The organism is Pseudomonas sp. S2_C03, assembly GCF_054668405.1.
Genome location: NZ_CP162766.1, coordinates 5,564,337 through 5,580,861 on the forward strand (window position 1 = coordinate 5,564,337; position 16,525 = coordinate 5,580,861).

The 16,525-nt window shown below is 59.8% G+C and carries 16 protein-coding genes and 1 pseudogene; 8 read left to right on the plus strand and 9 right to left on the minus strand.

Annotation, left to right across the window (positions count from 1 at the left end; translation table 11 throughout):
- Positions 1 to 106: 106 nt before the first annotated feature.
- Together rph and AB4N64_RS25585 are read left to right on the plus strand one after the other, a co-directional pair.
- The gene (gene rph / locus AB4N64_RS25580; protein ID WP_460119676.1) at positions 107 to 829 is read left to right on the plus strand and encodes a ribonuclease PH; all 723 of its coding nucleotides are present in this window, start codon (positions 107 to 109) and stop codon (positions 827 to 829) included.
- A gap of 28 nt (positions 830 to 857) precedes the next feature.
- Positions 858 to 1,226 (plus strand): DUF4870 domain-containing protein, encoded by a 369-nt coding sequence (locus AB4N64_RS25585; protein ID WP_460119678.1) that lies wholly within the window; start codon positions 858 to 860, stop codon positions 1,224 to 1,226.
- 190 nt (positions 1,227 to 1,416) lie between these two features.
- Here AB4N64_RS25585 and AB4N64_RS25590 read toward each other — a convergent pair whose 3' ends face one another.
- Positions 1,417 to 2,196: an exodeoxyribonuclease III gene (locus AB4N64_RS25590; RefSeq protein WP_192307121.1), complete on the minus strand. Its 780-nt coding sequence runs from the start codon at positions 2,194 to 2,196 to the stop codon at positions 1,417 to 1,419.
- Positions 2,197 to 2,278: 82 nt separating this feature from the next.
- On the opposite strand from AB4N64_RS25590, the gene pyrE reads away from it, so the two are divergent.
- Positions 2,279 to 2,923, plus strand: coding sequence for an orotate phosphoribosyltransferase (pyrE, locus tag AB4N64_RS25595; protein WP_460119680.1), 645 nt, complete (start codon positions 2,279 to 2,281; stop codon positions 2,921 to 2,923).
- Between the two features lie 178 nt (positions 2,924 to 3,101).
- On the opposite strand, the gene argB is transcribed toward pyrE, so the two are convergent.
- The 4 genes and pseudogenes from argB to coaBC form a co-directional block, all read right to left on the minus strand.
- Positions 3,102 to 4,007 (minus strand): acetylglutamate kinase, encoded by a 906-nt coding sequence (argB, locus tag AB4N64_RS25600; RefSeq protein WP_192307119.1) that lies wholly within the window; start codon positions 4,005 to 4,007, stop codon positions 3,102 to 3,104.
- A 17-nt stretch (positions 4,008 to 4,024) separates the two neighbouring features.
- Positions 4,025 to 5,398 (minus strand): annotated as a pseudogene (locus tag AB4N64_RS25605) (phosphomannomutase/phosphoglucomutase); the annotation flags it as partial.
- Positions 5,399 to 5,682: 284 nt separating this feature from the next.
- Positions 5,683 to 6,138 (minus strand): dUTP diphosphatase, encoded by a 456-nt coding sequence (gene dut / locus AB4N64_RS25610; protein ID WP_460119682.1) that lies wholly within the window; start codon positions 6,136 to 6,138, stop codon positions 5,683 to 5,685.
- A 4-nt stretch (positions 6,139 to 6,142) separates the two neighbouring features.
- Positions 6,143 to 7,351, minus strand: coding sequence for a bifunctional phosphopantothenoylcysteine decarboxylase/phosphopantothenate--cysteine ligase CoaBC (coaBC, locus tag AB4N64_RS25615; RefSeq protein ID WP_460126866.1), 1,209 nt, complete (start codon positions 7,349 to 7,351; stop codon positions 6,143 to 6,145).
- A 136-nt stretch (positions 7,352 to 7,487) separates the two neighbouring features.
- Here coaBC and radC point away from each other — a divergent pair, with 136 nt between their 5' ends.
- Positions 7,488 to 8,162 carry a RadC family protein gene (radC, locus tag AB4N64_RS25620; RefSeq protein ID WP_460119684.1) on the plus strand — a complete coding sequence of 225 codons (675 nt, stop codon included), beginning with the start codon at positions 7,488 to 7,490 and terminating at the stop codon, positions 8,160 to 8,162.
- A gap of 91 nt (positions 8,163 to 8,253) precedes the next feature.
- Here the strand turns inward: radC and AB4N64_RS25625 are convergent, their stop codons facing one another.
- The gene (locus AB4N64_RS25625) at positions 8,254 to 9,843 is read right to left on the minus strand and encodes an ABC transporter substrate-binding protein (protein ID WP_460119686.1); all 1,590 of its coding nucleotides are present in this window, start codon (positions 9,841 to 9,843) and stop codon (positions 8,254 to 8,256) included.
- A gap of 445 nt (positions 9,844 to 10,288) precedes the next feature.
- Here AB4N64_RS25625 and rpmB point away from each other — a divergent pair, with 445 nt between their 5' ends.
- Entirely contained in the window at positions 10,289 to 10,522 is a 234-nt protein-coding gene (rpmB, locus tag AB4N64_RS25630) for a 50S ribosomal protein L28 (protein ID WP_077044789.1), read from the plus strand.
- An 11-nt stretch (positions 10,523 to 10,533) separates the two neighbouring features.
- The gene (gene rpmG, locus AB4N64_RS25635; RefSeq protein WP_007894709.1) at positions 10,534 to 10,689 is read left to right on the plus strand and encodes a 50S ribosomal protein L33; all 156 of its coding nucleotides are present in this window, start codon (positions 10,534 to 10,536) and stop codon (positions 10,687 to 10,689) included.
- 106 nt (positions 10,690 to 10,795) lie between these two features.
- On the opposite strand, the gene AB4N64_RS25640 is transcribed toward rpmG, so the two are convergent.
- Positions 10,796 to 11,149 (minus strand): I78 family peptidase inhibitor, encoded by a 354-nt coding sequence (locus AB4N64_RS25640; protein ID WP_460119689.1) that lies wholly within the window; start codon positions 11,147 to 11,149, stop codon positions 10,796 to 10,798.
- A gap of 283 nt (positions 11,150 to 11,432) precedes the next feature.
- On the minus strand, positions 11,433 to 11,795 hold the full coding sequence (locus AB4N64_RS25645) for a cupin domain-containing protein (RefSeq protein ID WP_460119691.1): 363 nt from the start codon (positions 11,793 to 11,795) through the stop codon (positions 11,433 to 11,435).
- Between the two features lie 236 nt (positions 11,796 to 12,031).
- Between AB4N64_RS25645 and AB4N64_RS25650 the strand changes: the two genes are divergently transcribed.
- Positions 12,032 to 13,525, plus strand: a complete 1,494-nt coding sequence (locus AB4N64_RS25650; protein WP_460119692.1) for an aldehyde dehydrogenase — start codon at positions 12,032 to 12,034, stop codon at positions 13,523 to 13,525.
- Between the two features lie 185 nt (positions 13,526 to 13,710).
- Complete coding sequence (locus AB4N64_RS25655) at positions 13,711 to 14,856, plus strand: MFS transporter (protein WP_460119694.1); 1,146 nt, start codon at positions 13,711 to 13,713, stop codon at positions 14,854 to 14,856.
- A gap of 82 nt (positions 14,857 to 14,938) precedes the next feature.
- Here the strand turns inward: AB4N64_RS25655 and AB4N64_RS25660 are convergent, their stop codons facing one another.
- Positions 14,939 to 16,507, minus strand: a complete 1,569-nt coding sequence (locus AB4N64_RS25660) for a phospholipase D family protein (protein WP_460119695.1) — start codon at positions 16,505 to 16,507, stop codon at positions 14,939 to 14,941.
- Positions 16,508 to 16,525: the final 18 nt, after the last annotated feature.

A 16,525-nucleotide genomic window follows, 5' to 3' on the forward strand; every position in this document is an offset into this window, starting at 1 on the left:
TCAAGCACGGGCCTTCAATCGTCGGGCGGGTGTTTTAGAAGTGCCCAGGCTCGGTGCACGGCTCTATAATGCCCGCAGTTTTCCGTCCCCCGTACAGGTATTCCCTATGAAACGTCCAAGTGGTCGCGCCGCCGATCAGCTCCGCTCGATCCGCATCACCCGCAACTACACCAAACACGCCGAGGGTTCTGTACTGGTCGAGTTCGGTGATACCAAGGTCATCTGCACCGTCAGCGTCGAAAACGGCGTGCCACGGTTCCTCAAGGGCCAGGGCCAGGGCTGGTTGACCGCCGAATACGGCATGCTGCCGCGCGCCACCGGCGAGCGTAACCAGCGTGAAGCCAGCCGCGGCAAGCAGGGTGGACGTACCCTCGAGATCCAGCGTCTGATCGGCCGCTCGCTGCGCGCGTCCCTGGACATGTCCAAGCTGGGCGATGTCACCCTGTACGTCGACTGCGATGTGATCCAGGCCGATGGCGGCACCCGTACCGCGTCCATCACCGGCGCCATGGTTGCACTGGTCGATGCGCTGAAAGTGATCAAGAAACGCGGCGGCCTGAAAGCCGGCGATCCGCTCAAGCAAATGATCGGTGCCGTTTCGGTCGGCATGTATCAGGGTGAAGCCGTACTCGACCTGGACTATCTTGAAGATTCGGCCGCCGAGACCGACCTCAACGTGGTGATGACCAGCACGGGCGGTTTCATCGAAGTTCAGGGCACTGCTGAAGGTGCGCCGTTCCAGCCTGAAGACCTGAACGCGATGCTTGATCTGGCGAAAAAAGGCATGACCGAGATTTTCGAACTGCAAAAGGCCGCACTGGCCGACTGATCAAGCCGCTCCAGACAAGGAGGACATCATGAATGACGAACAAGAGCTGCTACCGACCCCCAGCAAAGAGGCCCGGCAGTGGGCAATGTTCTGTCACCTGTCCGCCTTGCTGGGCATCTGGATTCCATTCGGCACGCTGATTGGCCCATTGATCCTGTGGCAGATGAAGCGCGAGATGGATCCTTTCGTCGATGCGCAGGGCAAGGAAGCGCTGAACTTCCAGATCACCGTCGCCATCGCGTCCGCCATCTGCTTCCTGCTGATGGTGGTGATCATCGGCTTCTTCCTGTTTGGCCTGATCGCCATCGGCGCACTGGTGCTGACGATCATCGCCGGGGTCAAGGCCAATGAGGGCTTGCCTTACCGGTATCCGTTTACCTGGCGCCTGGTCAAATAATGATCGGCTGATTCACCTGATCATCTGTAGGAGCGAGCATGCTCGCGATGGTCTGTAACGATAACGCGGGGATTCAGGCACCCCGCGGTGTTCTGGCGTCCATCGCGAGCATGCTCGCTCCTACAGGAAGGCAAAAAGTGCACACAAAAAAGCCGACAGTCATGTCGGCTTTTTTGCGTGCTGCAAACGCTTAAATGGTCAGCGTCCAGTCGTAGTCAACGATCAGCGGCGCGTGCTGCGAGAACCGTGGCTGACGAGGCAAGCGTGCGCTTCGTACGAAGCGGCGCAGGCCCGGCGTCAGGATCTGGTAATCGAAACGCCAGCCGAGATTGAGCATCTCGGCCTGTTCGTTGTCCGGCCACCAGCTGTACTGGTCGCCTTCACGGCTGACTTCACGCAGGGCATCGACATAGCCCATGTTGCCGACAATCTCGTCCATCCAGGCACGTTCAGGTGCCAGGAATCCCGGGGATTGCTGGCTGTCACGCCAGTTCTTGATATCCAGCTTCTGTTGCGCCACGTAGAGCGAGCCACAATATATGTACTCGCGACGTTTGCGCCGCTGTTTATCCAGATAACGGCCGAAGTCGTCCATTAGCTTGAACTTCTGGTTCAAGTCTTCATCGCCGTTCTGCCCCGAAGGAAGCAGCAAGGTCGCGATGCTGACCTTGTCGAAATCGGCTTGCAGGTAGCGCCCGTAGCGGTCGGCTGTCTCGAAGCCGAGACCGCTGATGACTGCCTTCGGTTGCAACCGCGAATACAAAGCCACGCCACCTTGGGCAGGAACTTCAGCTTCGCAGGCATAAAGGAAGTAGCCATCCAGTTGGAAGGCTGGATCGTCCAGTTCAAAGGCGGAGGCGCGGGTATCCTGCAAGCAGATGACGTCGGCATTCTGTGCTTGCAGCCAACTGAGCAAACCTCGCTCGACTGCAGCCTGAATACCATTGACGTTCACACTGATGATCCGCATAAATGGCCCCAAAAATCGCGTGCGTGTATGATACACGGCGTCAACCTATTTAGCTAAATCCGTGGTATTTGGGGTTTTTTTCATGCAGGCGTATCAGCGCGATTTCATTCGTTTTGCCATCGATCGCGGCGTTTTGCGCTTCGGTGAGTTCACCCTGAAGTCCGGGCGCACCAGTCCGTATTTCTTCAATGCCGGCCTGTTCAACTCGGGTTCCGCCCTGGCTCAACTGGGTCGTTTCTACGCAGCGGCCATCGTGGAAAGCGGTGTTTCGTTCGACGTTCTGTTTGGCCCGGCGTACAAAGGCATTCCATTGGCAGCCGCTACCGCAGTGGCCCTGGCTGAACACCATGATCGTGATCTGCCATGGTGCTTCAACCGCAAGGAAGCCAAGGCCCACGGTGAAGGCGGCAGCCTGGTCGGCGCGCCGTTGACCGGTGATGTGCTGATCATCGACGACGTGATCACCGCCGGCACCGCCATCCGTGAAGTGATGCAGATCATCGCCTCCCAGGACGGCGCCAAGGCCAAGGGCGTGCTGATTGCCCTGAACCGTCAGGAGCGCGGCAACGGTGAGTTGTCGGCCATTCAGGAAGTCGAGCGTGACTTCGGTATCCCGGTGATCAGCATCGTTTCGCTGAACCAGGTGCTGGAATTTTTGGCGGACGATCCGCAGCTCAAGCAGCACCTGCCAGCCGTCGAGGCGTATCGCGCGCAGTTTGGCGTCTGATCCCCGATCCCCTGTAGGAGCGAGCTTGCTCGCGATGGCGGTAAGTCAGGTACTTAAATAGTGGCTGACACACTGCCATCGCGAGCAAGCTCGCTCCTACAGGTAATGTGTGGGATTGCGGGCAAAAAAAGACCCCACCCGGCCAGGCCGGGTGGGGTCTTTTTGTATCTGTGAGCCCTTACGGACGCTTGCGATTGCTGATCAGGGTGCCCACGCCGGTATCGGTGAAGATCTCCAGCAGGATCGCGTTCGGTACGCGACCGTCGATGATCAGCGAGCTGCCTACGCCGCCCTGGACCGCTTCCAGCGCGCAACGGATCTTGGGCAGCATGCCGCCGTAGATGGTGCCGTCGGCGATCAGCGCGTCGACCTGCTGGGTGCTCAGGCCGGTCAGTACTTTGCCTTCCTTGTCCATCAGGCCGGCGATGTTGGTCAGCAGCATCAGCTTTTCGGCTTTCAGTGCCTCCGCAACTTTACCGGCCACCAGGTCCGCGTTGATGTTGTACGACTCGCCGTTGGCACCCACACCGATCGGCGCGATTACCGGAATGAAGTCGCCCTTGACCAGCAAGTTCAGCAGGTCGGTGTTGATGCCGACCACTTCGCCTACATGGCCGATGTCGATGATTTCCGGCTGGGTCATCTCCGGGGTTTGGCGGGTCACGGTGAGCTTCTTCGCGCGAATCAGCTCGGCGTCTTTACCGGTCAGGCCGATGGCGCTGCCGCCGTGACGGTTGATCAGGTTGACGATGTCCTTGTTCACCTGGCCGCCGAGGACCATTTCCACCACGTCCATGGTGGCAGCGTCGGTGACGCGCATGCCATCGACAAAGTGGCTTTCGATCGACAGGCGCTTGAGCAGGTCACCGATTTGCGGGCCGCCGCCGTGAACCACCACCGGGTTGATGCCCACGGCCTTCATCAGCACGATGTCGCGGGCGAAGCCGGTTTTCAGCTCCTCGCTTTCCATCGCGTTGCCGCCGTACTTGATCACCAGCGTCTTGCCGACATAGCGGCGGATGTAAGGCAGCGCTTCGGACAGGACCTTGGCGGTGTTGGCAGCGGCTTCGCGTTCGAGGGTCATTCAGGGCTCCGGGTGAATCAGAACGGTAGTTGGAGATCAGGTGCAACACGCTTCAACTGGACGCGGAAAACGTCCTGGATGCGCGAAAGTTCTGCCTCGTCATCGGCCTCGAAGCGCAGCACCAGCACCGGTGTGGTGTTGGAGGCGCGAACCAGGCCCCAGCCTTTGGCATAGTCGACTCGCACGCCGTCAATGGTGGTCAGGTCGGCGCCTTCGCCCCACTGCGCGTCGTGCAATGCATCAATGATGCTGAATTTGCTCTCTTCGGTCACATGGATATTGATTTCCGGCGTAGAAATATCGTTCGGGAAGGTCGCGAACAGCTCCTCTGCGTTGGATTTTTCCTTGCTCAGGATCTCCAGCAGCCGGGCGGCGCTGTAAATGCCGTCGTCGAAACCGAACCAGCGCTCCTTGAAGAAGATGTGCCCGCTCATTTCGCCGGCCAACAGGGCGCCGGATTGTTTCATTTTCTTTTTGATCAACGAGTGACCTGTCTTCCACATTAGCGGCCGGCCACCGTATTCCTTGATCAGCGGCGTCAGTCGACGGGTGCATTTGACGTCGAAAATGATCTCCGCGTCCGGGTTGCGCGCCACCACGTCGCGGGCGAACAGCATCAGCAGGCGGTCCGGGTAGACGATGCTGCCGGTGTTGGTCACCACGCCGACGCGATCGCCGTCGCCGTCGAAGGCCAGGCCGATGTCGGCGTTGGTTTCCTTGACCTTGGCGATCAGGTCTTCGAGGTTCTCGGGTTTGCCCGGATCCGGATGGTGGTTGGGGAAGTTGCCATCGACTTCACAGAACAGCGGGATGACTTCGCAGTTCAGCGCTTCGATCAGTTGCGGGGCGATTACGCCGGCGGCGCCGTTACCGCAGTCGACCACGACTTTCAGGCGACGGGCCAGTTTGATGTCCTGGACAATTTGCGTGTTGTAGCGGTCGAGAATTTCGACTTGAGTAACGCTGCCGTTGCCGCGGGTCAAGTTGTTGGTCTTGAGGCGGTCATGCAGGGCCTGGATCTGCTCGTTGGCGAGCGTGTCGCCGGCGATGACGATCTTGAAGCCGTTGTAGTTCGACGGGTTGTGGCTGCCGGTGAGCATCACACCGGACTTGCCCGCCAGTACATTGACGGCGAAGTACAGGGCAGGCGTCGGCACCAGGCCGACGTCGCTGACGTGGCAGCCCGCTTCGGCCAAGCCCTTGATCAGTTGAGCCACCAGCTCAGGACCCGACAGGCGGCCATCACGGCCTACGCAAACGTTCGGTTCACCTTGGGCCAGGCTCTGCGCGCCAATGGCGCGGCCCAGCCAGTAGGCGGTCTCGGCATTGAGGAACTCCGGAACGGTGCCACGAATGTCATAGGCGCGGAAAATGCTGTCTGGGAACTTGGGTACGACGGTGGCTGGGGTGTTCATCTGTAGGGATGCTCCATCTCGAAAATGACTGGACCTGTGCGCGGAAAAAGCTCGCCGGCTGGCTCAAACTGAAGGGTATGACGGCGTTTTGCGCAGAGAGTTCGTGGTGCGAAAAGGCCATGCCACCCAAGCGGGCTCGCATCCGAGCCACCAATGCCTTGATTTCAGCGCTAAACCCTGCAGATCACCTCGGTGCAATTTTCATCCTGAAAATGCCGAAAACGGATCAGGCCGGGCAGGGCGCCCAGCCTGAACTTGGATCAATGGCGGCCGGAATGCCCGAAACCACCCGTGCCACGCTCGGTTTCTACGAACTCTTCGACCATTTCGAAGTGGGCCTGTACGACGGGAACCAGCACCAGCTGGGCCAGGCGCTCGCCAACCACGATGTTGAAGTCGTTTTGGCCACGGTTCCAGCACGACACCATCAGTGGGCCCTGGTAATCGGAGTCGATCAGGCCGACCAGGTTACCCAGCACGATACCGTGCTTATGCCCCATGCCGGAGCGCGGCAGAATCAGCGCGGCCAGGCCCGGATCACCGATGTAGACGGACAGGCCGGTCGGGATCAGCAGGGTTTCACCAGGCCGGATGATGGTGTCCTTGTCCAGCATCGCGCGCAGGTCGAGGCCGGCGGAGCCTGGCGTGGCGTACTGGGGCAGCGGGAATTCGCTGCCGATGCGTGGGTCGAGGATTTTGGCTTGCAAAGCGTGCATTGAATTAAACCTGGTTCAGACGTTCGGCGATAAAAGTGATCAGTTGGCGAGCGATTTTGCCCTTGCTGGTCTGGGCGAAAAGCGTGGCGTGCAGCTCTCGGTCAATCACGCTGCAGGCGTTTTCTTCACTGTTGAAGCCAATGCTCGGGTTGGCGACGTCGTTGGCGACGATCAGATCGAGGTTCTTGTCTTTCAACTTGCGTGCAGCGTAGTCGAGCAGGTGTTCGGTCTCGGCGGCGAAACCGACACTGAACGGACGGTCGGGGCGCGTGGCAATGGTGGCCAGGATGTCAGGGTTGCGCACCATCTGTAGCAACAGGCCGTCGCCGCTCGTAGGGTCTTTCTTGAGTTTTTGTGGGGCGACCACTTCCGGGCGGTAATCCGCGACTGCTGCCGAGGCGATGAACAGGTCGCAAGGGATCGCGGCTTCGCAGGCGGCCAGCATGTCGCGGGCGCTGACTACGTCGATCCGCGTGACGCGATCCGGGGTCGGCAGATGCACCGGGCCGGTGATCAGGGTGACGCGGGCGCCGGCTTCCACTGCGGCTTCGGCCAGGGCAAAGCCCATTTTCCCGGAGCTGTGGTTGGTGATGTAGCGCACCGGGTCGATGTTTTCCTGGGTCGGACCAGCGGTGATCAGTACGTGTTTGCCCGTCAGCGCCTGGCGTTTGAAGCAGTCAGCGGCACATTGGGCGAGATCGACGGCTTCGAGCATGCGGCCCAGGCCGACGTCGCCGCAGGCCTGGCTCCCGGAGGCAGGACCAAAGGCCTTGATGTCGCGGCTTTCGAGGACCTGCAGGTTGGCCTGGGTCGCCGGATCGCGCCACATGGCCTGGTTCATTGCCGGGGCAATGGCGACCACGGCATCGGTGGCCAGCACCAGCGTGGTCAACAGGTCATCGGCGATGCCTTGGGCCAGACGGGCGATCAGGTCGGCGGTGGCCGGGGCGATCAGCACCATGTCGGCCCATTTGGCCAGCTCGATGTGGCCCATGGCAGCTTCGGCCGCAGGGTCCAGCAGGTCCAGGTGGACCGGATGGCCGGACAACGCTTGCATGGTCAGCGGGGTGATGAACTCGCTGCCACCACGGGTCATGACCACGCGCACCTCGGCGCCCTGGTCGATCAGGCGGCGAACCAGGTCGGCGCTCTTGTAGGCTGCAATGCCGCCGCCGACGCCCAGAACGATGCGTTTCCGATACAGCCGCTGCATAGGTCTGCCTTTCATTTCGTTGATGACTGTGTGGCGAAACCCCCTCCCCAGGAGTGAAATCGCCCACAAAAAAGATGGGCTAAGATATCACAGCGACCGCTATGGAGCAGCGGCGCCCACAGACCAGGGAGGTGTTATGAGTATTCGCAATTGGCCGGCGGCAGAGCGGCCGCGGGAGAAACTGTTGGAGCAGGGCTCGACGAGTCTCTCGGACGCCGAGCTGCTGGCGATCTTCCTCCGTACCGGGGTGTCCGGTAAAAGCGCCGTGGATCTGGCGCGCCATCTATTAAGCCAATTTGGCAGTCTGCGCCGGTTGATGGAGGCAGATTTGCGCACCTTCAGCGGCCAGCTCGGTCTCGGGCCGGCCAAGTTCGTGCAGTTGCAGGCGGTGTTGGAGATGGCTCGGCGACATCTGGCGGAGCGGCTTCGGCATGATTCCGTACTGGAGAATCCCGTGGTGGTGCGTGAGTACCTCAAGTCGATGCTGCGCCATGAGCCCCATGAGGTCTTCGGCTGCCTGTTCCTTGATTCCAAGCACCGAGTGCTGGCGTTCGAGTCGCTGTTTCGCGGCTCCATCGATACCACCAGTGTTTATCCGCGCCAGGTGGTCAAGCGTGCCCTGGCCCACAACGCAGCGGCGTTGATTCTGTGTCACAACCACCCATCGGGCAATTCGGACCCCAGTGAAGCTGATCGAAAATTAACCAGGCGCCTGCAAGAGGCGCTGAGCCTGATCGACGTGCGCGTATTGGATCACTTCATCATCGGCGATGGGGATCCGTTGTCGATGGCAGAGTATGGGTGGATGTAGGGGAGCAGCTTCAAGCTTCAAGCTTCAAGCTTCAAGCTCCAAGCTCCAAGCTAAAGCGGTGCGAGGACTGCTTTAACTTGGAGCTCGAAGCTTATGGCTTGAAGCTGATTTTAGAATAATCCTGCCGCCCAAACGGACTCACCGTATAACCGGTGACGTCCTTGCGTGTCAGGGCGAAGGCCGTCGGGTGGGCCAGTGGCAGCCAGAGTGCCTGTTGCTGGATCTGCGCTTGTGCCTGTTCATACAACTTGGTTCGTACGCCTTGTTCGCCCGTGGTCTTGCCGGCACTGATCAGCCGGTCCAGGTCCTGGTTGCAGTAGCGGGCGAAGTTGGTGCCGGACTTGACCGCAGCGCAGGAAAACTGCGGCGTGAGGAAGTTGTCCGGGTCGCCGTTGTCACCCGCCCAGCCCATGAACAGCAGGTCGTGTTCGCCGGCCTTCGCCCGGCGGATCAGTTCGCCCCATTCGATCACCCGAATCTCGGCCTGGATGCCGATTTCCGCGAGATCCGATTGCAGCATCTGCGCGCCGAGGCTCGGGTTGGGGTTGAGCAAGCTGCCAGACGGGCGCGTCCAGATGGTGGTCTGGAAGCCTTCCTTGAGCCCGGCCTTGGCCATCAGTGCCTTGGCTTTCTCGACATCGTGCGCGTAACCCGGCAGGTTCTTCGCGTAGCTCCAGGTGTTTGGCGGGTACGGACCGTTGGCCGCTTCGGCGGTGTCTTCGAACACGGCTTTGAGGTAGCTGGTCTTGTCGAACGCCAGGTTGATCGCCTGCCGCACCTCAGGTTTGTCCAGCGGCGGGTGCTGGCTGTTGATGCCGACGAACGCCGTCATGAAGGCGTCGGTCTTTTCGACTTTCAAGGTCGGCTCTTTCAGCGCTGCTTGCACGTCCAGAGGTTTAGGCGACAGGGCGATCTGGCATTCGTTACGCCGCAGTTTCTGCAAGCGGACGTTGGCGTCCGGCGTGATGGCGAAAATCAGGGGGTCCACTGAAGGTTTGCCACCAAAGTAGTCCGGGTTGGCCTTGTAACGAACCGAGGCGTCTTTCTGGAAGCGTGTGAACACGAACGGCCCGGTGCCAATCGGCTGACTGTTGAGTTTCTCGGGCGTGCCAGCCTTCATCAGTTTGTCGGCGTACTCGGCCGAGTAGATCGAGGCGAAACCCATGCTCAGGGTGGCGAGGAAAGTCGAGTCGGCGTGATCCAGCGTGAAGCGCACGGTCAGCGGGTCCAGCGCGTCGATTTTCTTGATCAGCGTTGGCAGTTGCATCGATTGCGCGTGCGGGAAACCGCTCTGGGCGACTTTATGCCAGGGATTCGCCGGGTCGAGCATGCGATCGAAGCTGAACTTCACGTCTTCGGCCGTGAGGTCGCGGTTCGGACTGAAATACTCGGTGCGGTGGAACTTCACCTGCGGGCGCAGCTTGAACACGTAGGTCAAACCGTCGGGCGTGACTTCCCAGCTCTCGGCCAGCCCGGCGACCACTTTGCCGCTGGCAGTGTCGAAGTCCACCAGGCGGTTCATCAGCACGTCGGCCGAGGCATTGGTGGTGGTCAGCGAGTTGTATTGCACCACATCGAACCCTTCCGGGCTGGCCTCGGTGCACACGCTCAGGGCGGCGGCCTGGGCCAATGGGCTCAACAGAAGCGGGGCAAGCAACAGCGGTAGGGCAGCAAGGCGCATGGTCGGATTCCTTTACAGATCGAAGGCCCATCTGCAAGTGCAGTCTGGAAAAGGCTTACCCTAGTGGGCTCCTTTGCAAATGACTATCCCCTTTTTCATTTTTAGGGGACGAGGTGCCCTTGTTTTTGCAGGCGTCGACCGGGAAAATCGTCGGGATCGCCTGTAAGGCGGTTTTCTGCGACGAGCGGTCGCCAGCGTCGGCAGCCTTTGTTCAAGGCGCCTGAAGCCGGAAAATTGGGGTTTTTGTTGATTCAGCGCACACCGAATGTTGTTGCACCCTAGTCTTTCTGGTATAAAGCAGCGCTCTTTTCTAGGGGCCCGGTTCCTTCACTGTAGGTGTAGCCGGTAAGACCTCTAAAGAATCGCGGCGCCTGGCGCCACAATGACTAGAGATTAAGCGGCCAACCCATGCCGGGTTGGGCATGTGGTTTTAGAGGGCTGAGGCATGTCTAGAGTATGTCAAGTTACCGGTAAGGGTCCGGTGACTGGGAATAACATTTCCCACGCAAACAACAAAACCCGTCGTCGTTTCCTGCCTAACCTGCAGCATCACCGCTTCTGGGTTGAAGAAGAGAAACGTTTCGTGCGTCTGCGCGTATCTGCCAAAGGCATGCGTATCATCGACAAGCGCGGCATCACTGCCGTTCTGGCCGACATCCGCAAAGCTGGCAAGATCTAAGGGAGATAATCATGCGTGAATTGATTCGTTTGATTTCGAGCGCCGGTACTGGTCACTTCTACACTACCGACAAGAACAAGCGCACTACTCCGGACAAAATCGAGATCAAGAAATTTGATCCGGTTGTTCGCAAGCACGTGATCTACAAAGAAGGCAAAATCAAGTAATTGATTTTCCCCTCTTGTGAAAAAGGCCCGTATCGCGAGATACGGGCCTTTTTTATTACTTGTACATCTGGGTATTCAATATATCCAGTTTACCGCGTGCGATTAATCAACCGCACGTGTAATGGCTGAGGATGTTTCCTTCAGTGCTGAAGACTCGCAGGCGATCTTTCCTGTAGTCCCTGGAATAACCCTTACCTGGTTCCTCATGACGCACCGTTGCCGCTCCCGAAAGTTGGCGCAGTGTTTCCAGGAGCGCGGGCGTTACCTGTGCTGGTACCAATGTGTTGAAGCCAAAATTGTCATTGCACAAGCTTTGCTGGGCCGGGGTCTCGGAAGCCGAAGCCTGCAGCGAGCCGAGGCTCAGAGTGAACAGGGCTGCCAAGGCAACGATTTTCAAACGGGTAGTGTTAGGCATTTGTGCCTCCATGCTGTTTTTAATAGGACTAAGGCGTTCGCTCACCAAATTAGCTGCACATCTTCCATGTGTTGTTCTTTTGATGAATATATTCGCAACGCCCATGTAGTGTTGTCTGGTGCTGGATAAGTTGGCCAGCGGTAAAATATTAGAACCTGTTTCCTGGTCCGCGGCTTATATTTTTTATTTAAAGAAGGTCCCGGCTTTTTTACGAGTTTCTAGTATCGATTTTTAGATGTATAGACTGGCATAAAGAAAAAAGGCCTGCATCGCTAGATACAGGCCTTTGCTTTTTCGAGGTGTTGTGCAGCGGCAGACAAGCGGAGCTTCAGCCCTTTTGCTCGAACGCCACATAAATCTTGCGGCACGGCTCAAGCACTTCCCAGGTGCCCCGGAACCCGGCCGGGATGACGAAGCGATCTCCGGCGCGCACGGTCTTGCTGTTGCCGTCGTTGTCGCGCAGCACCGAAACGCCCTGGATGATTTCGCAATACTCGTGCTCGGTGAAGTTCACGTGCCACTGGCCCACCGCACCTTTCCAGACACCGGCGTTCAACTGGCCGCACGGGCTGTTGTAGTGGTTGAACACCACCTGTTCAGGATCGCCCTTGAGGATTTTCGCCGGGTCTGGCCGGTAGCGTTCTGCCTCGGTGGTGGCCTGGCTGAAGTCGACGATGTTCTGGATGCTCATTGTTGTAATCCCCCGTGATTGCGGCGCGAGTGGCTGGAATGTCCAAAGTCTATGTTTATTAAATTGAACACCGCAAGGCCGTTTGCCGACCTTATGTCAAATATATTGAAACAACCCCGCTCACTGGTTTAGGGTGGCGGTTGCTCTGCGCCGATTAACAGGCTGGCCGGGCAGATTGCCGGGGACGCCCGCGAAAAACGCGCGGCGCTCGTATTCAATAAGAGGAGGACACTCGAATGACCACCCTGACTCGTGCCGATTGGGAGCAACGTGCTCGCGATCTGAAAATCGAAGGCCGCGCGTACATCAATGGCGAATACACCGATGCTGTCTCCGGCGAGACTTTTGACTGCATCAGCCCGGTCGATGGCCGTCTGCTGGGTAAGATCGCCAGCTGTGACGCTGCCGATGCCCAGCGTGCGGTGGAAAATGCCCGTGCCACATTCAATTCCGGGGTCTGGTCGCGCCTGGCGCCGACCAAGCGTAAAGCCACGATGATTCGCTTCGCCGGCCTGCTCAAGCAGCACGCCGAAGAGCTGGCCCTGCTCGAAACCCTGGACATGGGCAAGCCGATCAGCGACTCCCTGTACATCGACGTTCCCGGCGCGGCGCAAGCCCTGAGCTGGAGCGGTGAAGCCATCGACAAAATCTACGATGAAGTCGCCGCGACCCCGCACGACCAATTGGGCCTGGTCACCCGTGAGCCCGTGGGCGTGGTTGGCGCCATCGTGCCATGGAACTTCCCGCTGATGATGGCTTGCTGGAAACTGGGGCCGGCGCTGTCCACCGGTAACTCGGTGGTGCTCAAACCGTCGGAAAAATCACCGCTGACCGCCATCCGCATCGCGGCGCTGGCTGTCGAAGCCGGCATTCCGAAAGGCGTGCTGAACGTGCTGCCGGGTTACGGTCATACGGTCGGCAAGGCCCTGGGTCTGCACAATGACGTCGACACCCTGGTGTTTACCGGCTCGACCAAGATCGCCAAGCAACTGCTGGTTTACTCCGGTGAGTCGAACATGAAACGTGTCTGGCTCGAAGCCGGTGGCAAGAGCCCGAACATCGTGTTCGCCGATGCCCCGGACCTGCAAGCCGCCGCTGAGGCTGCCGCGGGTGCCATCGCCTTCAACCAGGGCGAAGTCTGCACCGCCGGATCGCGCCTGCTGGTCGAGCGTTCGATCAAGGATAAATTCCTGCCTCTGGTGATCGAAGCGTTGAAAACCTGGAAGCCGGGCAACCCGCTGGATCCGGCGACCAACGTTGGCGCGCTGGTCGATACCCAGCAGATGAATACCGTGCTGTCGTACATCGAGTCTGGCCACAGCGATGGCGCCAAATTGGTCGCTGGCGGCAAGCGTACGCTGCAGGAAACCGGTGGCACCTACGTTGAGCCGACGATTTTCGACGGCGTGAGTAATGCGATGAAAATCGCCCAGGAAGAAATTTTCGGCCCGGTGTTGTCGGTCATCGCCTTCGATACCGCCGAGGAAGCCATTGCGATTGCCAACGACACGCCGTATGGCCTGGCTGCTGCCGTGTGGACCCAGGACATCTCCAAGGCGCACCTCACTGCCCGTGCCTTGCGTGCCGGTAGCGTGTGGGTGAACCAATACGATGGTGGCGACATGACCGCCCCGTTCGGTGGCTTCAAGCAGTCTGGTAACGGCCGCGACAAGTCGCTGCACGCATTCGACAAATACACCGAACTGAAGGCGACCTGGATCAAGTTGTAAGCCGGTGACGAGGCCCTCAGGGGGCCTCTGAACTCCACAGATCCCTTGTGGGAGCGGGCTTGCTCGCGAATTCGGTGTGTCATTCAGCAATGATGTTGACTGACCCGCCGCATTCGCGAGCAAGCCCGCTCCCACATTTGCTTTGTGATGCCTGCAGAGAATAGTTATCCACAGGAGCGTGGAACATGCGTTGGGCGACTTATTTCGCCGTGTTGGCCGCTGTCTTGAGCGTTGGCCTGGCCCTGGGTGTGAGCATGCCGCTGGTGTCGTTTCGCCTGGAAGGCTGGGGCTACGGCTCGTTTGCCATTGGTGTGATGGCGGCAATGCCGGCGATTGGCGTGTTGCTGGGTGCGAAAATCTCCAGCCACCTGGCGGCGCGCCTCGGCACCGCCAATCTGATGCGCCTGTGCCTGTGGGCCGGGGCGGTATCGATCGGTCTGTTGGCCCTGTTGCCCAGTTACCCGGTGTGGCTGGTGCTGCGCCTGATGATCGGCGTCATCCTGACCTTGGTGTTCATCCTTGGCGAGAGCTGGATCAACCAGTTGGTCGTCGAGCAATGGCGCGGTCGGCTGGTGGCGCTGTATGGCAGCAGCTATGCGTTGAGCCAGTTGGCCGGCCCGGTGTTACTGGGCGTATTGGGCACCGAGCACGATTACGGATTCTGGGTTGGCGTCGGCTTGCTCACGGCCGCACCGTTCCTGTTGCTGGGTCGCAGCGGCGCGCCCAGCAGCGAAGCGTGCAGCGTGACGTTTGGCGACTTGTGGGTGTTTTGCCGGGGGTTGCCGGCGATCGCCTGGGGCGTGGCATTGTTCGCCGCGTTCGAAGCAATGATCCTGACTTTGCTGCCGGTCTACTGCCTGCAACAGGGCTTTACCACGGACATCGCCCTGGCAATGGTCAGCACCGTCGTGGTGGGAGATGCCTTGCTGCAACTCCCGATCGGTGCGTTGGCGGATCGTCTGTCGCGTCGCACCCTGTTTGGCGGTTGCGCGGTGGTGCTGCTGCTTTCGAGCCTCGCCATCCCGTTGCTGCTCAATACGTTGTTGATCTGGCCGCTGTGGGTGCTGTTCGGCGCCAGTGCCGGTGGCTTGTTCACATTGTCGCTGATTCTGATCGGCGAGCGATATCGCGACGATGCGCTGGTGCGAGCCAATGCGCACATTGCGCAGCTGTGGGGCGTGGGATGCCTGGTGGGGCCGCTGGTGGCTGGTGCGGGCAGTCAGTGGATCAGTGGGCACGCCTTGCCGTTGTTCATGGCCGCAGGGGCCTTGGGCCTGGTGATTCTGCTGACCCGACAGGGGGCGTTTGGCACGGTGGCCGAACCGGCCTGAGCCTGGCCTGGTCCCTTCTGCTTCCTTCTGTCTCCTGTAGGAGCGAGCATGCTCGCTCCTACAGGGGGAGGGGAAGTTTGAGTTAGAGCATCTTCTCCAACCCTACCGCCTTGCTGATCCACGCATTGAACCGGCGCCAGTAGCTGCCGGGCTCACGGGTCAGTGTGTGCATCTGGCCGTCGTCCTCGGTGACCCAGACAATCCGGTCATTTTCCAGTTTCACTTCATAGCTTAGCGGCGGTGCCATACCCTCCAGCGCTGCCTTACGCACATGCGTCGCCAGCTCGGGGCTGTCGACCAGCACGCCGACCTCAGTGTTCCACAGCACGGAGCGCGGATCGAAATTGAATGAGCCGATGAAAGATTTCTGCTGGTCGAAGATCATCGCCTTGCTGTGCAGGCTGGAATCGGAACCGCGAAACGACTTGCTGTAGAAGATGTGCGGCCCGCTGCCGCCGCCTTCGCCGGGCTGGCGACGCAATTCGTACAATTTCACCCCATGTTCCAGCAGCGCCCGGCGGTAGGGCGCATAACCGCCATGCACCGCCGGCACGTCGGTAGCCTCCAGCGAATTGGTCAACAGGCTGACCGAGACGCCGGCGTCTGCGCGGCCTGTGAGGTAAACCAGCCCTGGCTGTCCTGGGACGAAGTAGGCCGAGATCATGATCAGCTCTTTGCTGACCCTGTTGAGCTCAGGCGCCAACTGCGTGGTCAGCAGCAGGAGCGGGTCGGGCTCGCCGTCTGCCAGGACTTTGCTCGGCGCGTCCCACAACGCCTGGTTCCAGGCCCAGATCAGCTCTCGGCGCCAGATCTCCAGGCGCGGCTGTGTGGTGTAAGTCATCAGTTGTTGATACAGCGCGTGATTCTGTTTGCGCGTCTCTTCCAATGATTCTTCCAGGCGCGTGCGGGTGTTTTGCAGGTCCTTTTGCGTAGGCTTGCTCGACAGGAATTCGTCGATCGGCTTGCTCAGCGCGCTGTTCCAGTACTGGTCGAAACTGTGGCCAAGTTGCTCGGCGACCGGGCCGACGCTCAACAAGTCGATGTCGGTGAAATTGAGATTGGGTTCGGCATCGAAATATTCATCGCCCAGGTTGCGCCCGCCGACGATGGCCGCGCTGTTGTCGGCCAGCCACAACTTGTTGTGCATGCGCCGGTGTTGCAGCGACAGGTTGAACAGTCGACCCATGGCCCGCGTCACACCGGTGGAACGACCCAGGTGCAATGGATTGAACAGACGGATCTGGATCTGCGGGTGTGCGGCCAGCGTGGCGATGATCCAGTCCAGGCCATCGCTGGTGGTGTCGTCGAGCAGAATCCGGACTCGTACGCCACGGTCGGCTGCCTTGAGCAGTTCCTCCACCAGCATGCGCGTGCTGATGCCGTCGTGGACGATGTAGTACTGCAAATCGATGCTGCTTTGGGCGTTGCGGATCAGCTCGGCTCGGGCCATGAAGGCCTCGCTGCTGTTGGACAGCAGGCGAAAGCCGGATTTGCCTTCATGGGGCTCGGCCTGGGCCTGGATCGAGCGGCCAAACGCCGAATCACTGGCCGGCAGCGCCTGGCTCGGGTGGCGTTGCACATCCAGGCCGGCGCAGCCGCCCAAGAGCGAAGCGAGCAGCAAAAGAGCAAGCAGGGGCTGTCTGACTCTCACGTAGGATCGTTCCGAATG